This is a genomic window from Catonella sp. (assembly GCF_052173895.1).
In the GTDB taxonomy this organism is placed as follows: Bacteria; Bacillota; Clostridia; order Lachnospirales; family Lachnospiraceae; genus Catonella.
This window is the reverse complement of sequence record NZ_JBQMXS010000021.1, coordinates 22,486-29,562: the sequence shown is the minus strand read 5'-3', so window position 1 is coordinate 29,562 and position 7,077 is coordinate 22,486. Positions and strand designations below refer to the sequence as shown.

At 35.6% G+C, this 7,077-nt stretch carries 5 protein-coding genes; all 5 read right to left on the bottom strand.

The genetic code is table 11. The features are described from left to right. On the bottom strand, positions 1 to 247 hold a 247-nt coding region (locus ACTTG8_RS06115), incomplete at its 3' end, for a hypothetical protein (protein ID WP_442561237.1). Then, positions 247 to 1,677, bottom strand: coding sequence for an N-6 DNA methylase (locus tag ACTTG8_RS06110; RefSeq protein WP_442561236.1), 1,431 nt, complete (start codon positions 1,675 to 1,677; stop codon positions 247 to 249). The genes ACTTG8_RS06115 and ACTTG8_RS06110, both read right to left, overlap by 1 nt. Next, positions 1,674 to 4,943: a type I restriction-modification system endonuclease gene (gene hsdR, locus ACTTG8_RS06105; protein ID WP_442561235.1), complete on the bottom strand. Its 3,270-nt coding sequence runs from the start codon at positions 4,941 to 4,943 to the stop codon at positions 1,674 to 1,676. The genes ACTTG8_RS06110 and hsdR overlap by 4 nt, the downstream gene beginning before the upstream one ends. Before the next feature lie 70 nt (positions 4,944 to 5,013). Beyond that, positions 5,014 to 5,505 carry a 23S rRNA (pseudouridine(1915)-N(3))-methyltransferase RlmH gene (gene rlmH, locus ACTTG8_RS06100; protein ID WP_442561234.1) on the bottom strand — a complete coding sequence of 164 codons (492 nt, stop codon included), beginning with the start codon at positions 5,503 to 5,505 and terminating at the stop codon, positions 5,014 to 5,016. Next, positions 5,506 to 7,074: an NAD(P)H-hydrate dehydratase gene (locus ACTTG8_RS06095; RefSeq protein ID WP_442561233.1), complete on the bottom strand. Its 1,569-nt coding sequence runs from the start codon at positions 7,072 to 7,074 to the stop codon at positions 5,506 to 5,508. Between the last annotated feature and the right edge of the window lie 3 nt (positions 7,075 to 7,077).

Genomic DNA, 7,077 nt, shown 5'->3' with positions numbered 1-7,077 from the left:
CATCTTCAATACATTTCACAGTGCCGTCAGCAAACTTCTCATAATGCAAATTATCCTCACCTTTGTAGATAATTGTATCATTCTTAATATCCTTTGCTTTAAGCTTTCCTTCCTTGACCATCTGCTGTTTTTGTTCACGAATTCTCTCCAATAATACGGATGCAGGTTCATCATTTGGATCTTGTGGTACAAGTTTTCCTCTGATAGCAAGATCTAGAATCTTCTGTCTTAATGCTTTTGTATCCATTATTCCTCCACTTCCCCAATAAGTGCTTCTAACTCTGCTACAGCTTTAGATATATTCTCAGATTTTTCCTTTATCTGTGTTAACAACTCTTCCAAAGTATAATCATCTGTTCCCGATTCACTTTTCATCCAGGTAATATCAAGACTTGTCTTATCTCTAGCTAATATTTCTTCGTATGTAAACTTTCTCCACCTTCCATTTGGATTTTCCGTACTATATGTCTCTTTTCTTGCAGATAAATTACCATCTGCATAGCAGATAACAAAATCATCAAAATCATCTTTTTTAAGTGGATTTGTTTTACCAAATGACGGCATATCATTTCTTAGGTCATATATCCATACTTCTTTTGTATTTGCCTTGTCTGTCTTTCCTCGTGTAAAGAAAAGCACATTTGTTTTTACTCCCTGTGCATAGAAAATGCCTGTAGGCAGTCTGAGAATAGTGTGTAAATTACACTTTTCCATAAGATCCTTACGAATTTTCTCGCCATCTCCATCTGCAAATAGTACATTGTCAGGAAGTACAACTGCAGCCCTTGCATTACCACCAGTATTCAAGCTTCTGTAGATGTGCTGTAGGAAATTTAACTGCTTGTTGCTTGTGGAATACACAAAATCATCGCGTGTTGCACGTTCTCCACCTTTTTTAGTGCCAAATGGCGGATTGGTAAGTACAACATCATACCCCTTCATATCTTTACCGGCATTTGACAATGTATCTGCTAACTTTATCTCACCCTCAATATCGTGTAGCATAGCATTCATAAGAGCTAACCTATGTGTATCATGTACCAGTTCACATCCTGTAAAAGCTTCTTCTCTTTCAAACTTGGCTGTATCTGCATCAAGCTCAAAGTAATCATCTGTCTTTTCCCGCACATACTGACTTGCAGAAATCATAAATCCAAAAGTTCCACAGGCCGGATCATTACAGCATTCACCCGGCTGTGGCTTTATGAGCCTTGTCATTACATCAATCAGAACTCTAGGTGTAAAATACTGTCCTGCTCCGGATTTCTTTTCATTAGCATTTTTTTCCAGTAAACCTTCATATAGATTACCCAAGCCTTCCTCACGAGCAGAGTACCAGTCAAGTCCATCTATATTAGTTATAATTTTCTCTAAATTCTTAGGTTCGTCTATATTGGTAGCTGCTCCCTGATATATTTCACGTACACGACCTGTGCAATTTTCACCTAAATGATTTAACAATTCTTTATAAAATTTTTTAAGTTCAATTCCACTCTTTGATTTTAATATATCCCAACGGTATCCTGCAGGAATCTGTGTTTCCGTCCCAGTTTCTTTTGCCATCTTTAAGAATAAAATGTATGTAAGCTCTGTCACATATTGATGAAAGGTAATACCATCATCCCTTAATACATTGCAAAGATTCCATAACTTAGATACAATCTCTTGTGTTGTCACGCAATTCGTCCTCCATCTTCATATAGATATTTATTAAGTTCTAAAACAATACTTTCTAATTTATTTTCAAATACCTTATTAACCTTTGAAAAACCTCCCTGAGCCTTGAACCTACTGTCTTCATCAAATACTTGTATATTCAGTACCGATTCATTCAAAAGGTAATCTTCCATTCTCTTAATCCAAGTTTGCTCTTGTTTAGTAAATTCACGAGACCTGCATAATTTTTTTACTGCATTTCTAATTCTTGCCTCATGGCTTATAAGTGATGAGCCAAGAGCATACTTACGAATAATACTGATAATATCCGCTGCCATTTCTTCATTAGTAAGCTGTGAAATAGCAGTATTTAACTGCAATGCAGAAAAACCTTCTCTATCCAAGTTAAGTCTAAGTGATTTAAGGCTTTCTCTGGTAAGATCCTGTGGTCTTGTACAAACTATTTTTAATGCAGCAATTTCATTCATATTATTCTGCACATAGTTTGAAAATTCTTCCAAATAATCCTCAGGGCGAATTCCTCGTTTTCCATAGCCTCTAGTATGACTAATCAGCTCATCTTCTACATATGACACCACAATTTTCCTGTCATTCGTCCTACTTTCCTGAACATATTTAAACAAATTATAATATGACAATACTGTGTTTTTTGCATCCTCAGCATTTCTATTCTTTATATCAATGATAAATTCCTCAACATTTTTGCCGCCTGTCATGTCCTTAAACTGTTCCATTGTATTAGAATCCATATCATTCTTTTTACGCTGCAACTTTGCAATCACCTGATTGATTTGATTCTTTACATAAGCTTCATCCTTCATTTCTCTCAGTTCTTCTAAAAGCCCTGTAAAGCTTGTTAAAGGATTAGCCACCACAGGTCTCATCGTATTATAATCTTGAAGTGAATCATATACACCTACCGGATCATATATCTGAAAATGCTTTTTATGGATTTCCTTGCAAAGGCGTGTTGCCCTTCCAAGCATCTGTTCAAAAAGTATCCGCGATTTAACCCTTCTCATAAACACAAGAGTAGATATGGAAGGAACATCAATTCCTGTTGTCAACAAATCAACTGTAACCACTACTGATGGATAATCTTCATTCTTAAATTTTCTAATTTCTTCTTTGATTCTTTCCTTGTCTCCACCGGCTGCACTTCCAGTTATCTTTACTATTGCACCATTATCTGACTCAGTCTTTTTATATATATCCCTCAGTATCTCTACTATCAAATCAGCATGATTATCATTTACAGCATAAATCAAAGTTTTCCCCTGCTCTTTAGGTGCATCCGGATCAATATTCTTGGCAATTTCTTCCAAAACAGCCCTGTTAAATGACTCAGTTATAACTTTTCTGTTAAATGACTCTATATCAAAATCAAGTTCATCTTCAAGAAGTTCACTGTTTACAATTTCCCCCGTAATAGGATCATATTCTACAACTGTCTCCCCTTTCTTATAGTGAATACCCTCTTTAGTTAATTTTGTTCTTAATTCATGCGGCGGATCATGGTCTACTAAATATCCACCAATCACAGCCTCTCTATAACTGTAGGTAAACACCGGTGAACCAAATATCTCCCTTGTCTGAGGCGCAGGTGTTGCTGTGAGTCCTATTTTTACAGCATCAAAGTACTCTATAACTTTTCTATATTTACTCTGATAATCCCTTTGATCCTTAAACATAGCTTCGTCTTCAGTCATTTCCTTGTCTAAAATATATCCTCTATGAGCTTCGTCCACAATAATAAGATCATAATCCGATATAGCAGGCATAACTTCACCTGAATTATAAAAAATGCGGCTAACCATTCCTTGTACTGTTGATATATGTACTCTAGTTTCTTTTTCTATAACTCTTTCACTCAAGCCCTTAATATCATATATTTTATCTAAGGTTAAAAGATTTTCTAAATTAACTTCTTCAAAGACACCCTGTGCCTGTTCTCCTAAGGCAGTTCTGTCCACTAAAAATAAAATTCTATGAAATCGTTCTGTCTTTATAAATCTATAAATCATTCCCAAAACTGTTCTGGTTTTGCCTGTTCCAGTTGCCATAGCGAGTAGAATTTCTTTTTTCCCATTTATTACAGCTTCTTCTGATGCCTTAATCGCATCCAACTGATATTCCCTTAAATTTAAACCCTGCTTGTCTGTAAGTAAATCATAAGATAAGTCTTCAAGTGCTTTATTTTTCTCTTCAACATCCATTTTAAGACGGTCTACTATTCCATCAGGACTCATCCATCCCTGAAACGCTTCCGGAATGTTATATGGTCTTCTTAAGTCCAAAAACCAATTTCCTGATTTAGTTTTATATTGTTCCAAATATGGTCTGCCATTTGTTGCAAAAATAAAAGGAACCTTATAATCTCCCCAAGTACCAATTATATATTTTTCATCCTCTTTTCGAATATTCTTTGCATAATCCTTCCCCTGATAATCTAAAACAGATGGAATATCCTTATGCATAGCTTTTGCCTCAATTATAGCTACTAATTTTTCTCCAATGAATAAAGCATAATCTGCATGTCCAGTATTACCTTTACTCGACAGAGTTGGATATTCTGCAATTGCAAGGTTTCTACCCTTTTTAGGTCTTATACCCCTTGAATATCGAATATTCTCAGTGTCCGCTTCCCAACCTACCATCCTCAGCTGTTCATCAACTAAAATTCTCGTTTCCGCCTCTGTTATCTCCCTTTGATTTGCAGCCTTCTTAGCTTGCTTTCTACGCTCATCTACATTGATTTTAGGTGCTATTAGAGCATTTTCTTCTGCCTGTTTAGTAAGTTCTGCCTCTTTTTTAGCTTCAGCCGTCTTATCTGACAAAATTACATTATTATCCTCTTTTTTAGGCATAATAAATTCTTTATTGACATAACTCCAGTCACCATAGGTCTGCATAAACCATTCACAAAGCACATATGCTACCTGCAATAAATTCTCACTATCTTCTATACAAGAGTAATTTTCATGTGTTGCCTTATTTCTAATTTTTCTTATACTATGTAAAATAGCAGATAAATCCTCTGTTAACAATCCTTCTCTTAATAGGATATTTATCCTATTTTTTGCAGTATTTTCCCTTGGAAAGGATATCCTATCATAAGTAAACATTAAATTTACTATAGTTTCACCTATCATACCTAACTTTATCAAACAAGAATTTGAATCAGAATAGCAGTATTTCTCAGCTAATTCTCCAAAGTTGGCAAGTACCGGAAATTCCTTTTGCAAAAAATCAAAATTAGAACTCATAATTACCCCCTGCATCTTGTAATAACTTCCAGATAATAATTATTATCAGAAGTTTTGTACTAAGAAATACCTACTTATGATAAGGCTCCCCCATCCTTATCCTAAAAGCCCTGTACACCTGTTCCAGCAGAACCAACCTCATAAGCTGATGGGGAAAGGTCATTTTCGAAAAACTAAGCTTAAAATCAGCCTCGGCTATAACCTCATCTGAAAGCCCCAGTGAACCACCTATAATAAAAATAATATGACTCTTCCCCGACAGTGCAAGAGTAGAAATTTTCTCAGAAAGCTCTACAGAATCAAGCTCTTTCCCCTTAATTACAAGAGCAAATACAAAACTGTCATTCCTTCCTACCTTTTTAAGAAAATCAAGCATTCTAAGGCCTTCAACCTGTTTAATTTTCTCTTCCTCCGCTGCTGAGGCATTATCCGGAGTTTTTTCGTCCTGAACCTGCTTTATCTCAACTGTAGCATACCTTGACAATCTTTTAACATACTCAGCTATGCCATCTTCAAAGTACTTCTCTTTAATCTTACCTGCACAAAGAATAGTTATTTTCACTTAAGCATACCTCTTCATCACTTCTGCCACTTCATCTGCTAATTCTCTTGCCAAAATTCCATGCCTTCCTTTTCTCTCTTTAAGCATATCACCGGCAAGCCCATGTATATAGACACCAAGAGCGACCATCATAAATGTTCTTAACTTGTCACCAACCATCAAAGCTGCTATTATTCCTGTAAGCACATCGCCTGAGCCTGCCTTAGCCATAGCTGAATTTCCACTATTATTTATATAGCATCTGTATTCACCTGTAACTACTGTTCTTGCTTCTTTAATAACAACCATTCCCTTGCAGTAGCTTAATTCATCTGATATTTCAATGATATTATCTTTCACCTCTTCTTTAGGTAAATATAGTAAATCGGACAATTCCTTAATATGTGGAGTTAATACAAAGCCTGTTTTCAAATCTTTTTTTAAGTCAAGTTTCCTGTTTTCTTTTTCCTCTATTACTTCCCTAAAAAGCCTCAAGCCATCAGCATCTACAATAGTTGTAACTTCAGATATATCAACAACCTTCTTAACAATAGATTTACTTCTCACACTAATCCCAAGCCCCGGTCCTATAACTATTACATCAGCCCACTCTTTTACCACTTTATATAATTTTTCCTCAGTAAATGCTCCAATATCCATATCCGATCTATCATTGTATGTGGTTAAAATAGCCTCAGGTATTAGATTTTGCAATGAAGTTCTATTTGCCTCAGGTGTAAATATTCTTACAAGCCCTGCTCCTGTTCTATATGCTGCCAAAGCAGAAAGATAAGATGCCCCACACATCTCCTCTGAACCTGCAATTATAAGTATTTTCCCAAAATCTCCCTTATTGCTGTACTCTTCTCTTTTAGGCAGAAAATATCCGATATCCGTCTCATCAAAAGTAAAAGTATTACATGACACCATTTCAAGAGCCTTTTTTGGAAAACCAATATCAACAACCATAACCTCTCCAGCATAGCCTTTGCCCGGATATACCGATATACCTATCTTATTTACCCCAAAAGTAACTGTATAATCACATTTTATAGCTATACTTTCTACCTTTCCATTACTGCCGTTTACTCCTGATGGAATATCAATTGCAACTTTAACAGCGCTAACCATATTCAGATACTTTGCAAGCCTTTCCAAATCTCCCTCAAGTCTTCCTTTAAAACCCACTCCAAAAATTGCATCTATTATAATAACATCTTCAAAATCATCATCGTTTGTTATAAGCTCAGACGGCTCAACAATTTTTACTTCTACTTCGCTATTTACTGCCAAATCTACCTGTGACTTTATCTGCTTAGTAAATTTTTCTTCTTTTCCCACCACTAATACTTCTACATTAAAACCCCATTCATAAAGAATTCTCGCACAGGCTACACCATCTCCTCCATTATTTCCGGATCCACATATAGCAATAACTTTTTTATTCTTGTTGCTAATAAGAAACTTGTTTTTAATAAATTCTGCCGTACTGAGTGCAGCTCTCTCCATAAGTACCATTCCTGATATTCCCAGTTTCTGAGCATCTTCATCTAATTTTTTAGCCCCCTTACTATCTACGATTTTTGTCATAGT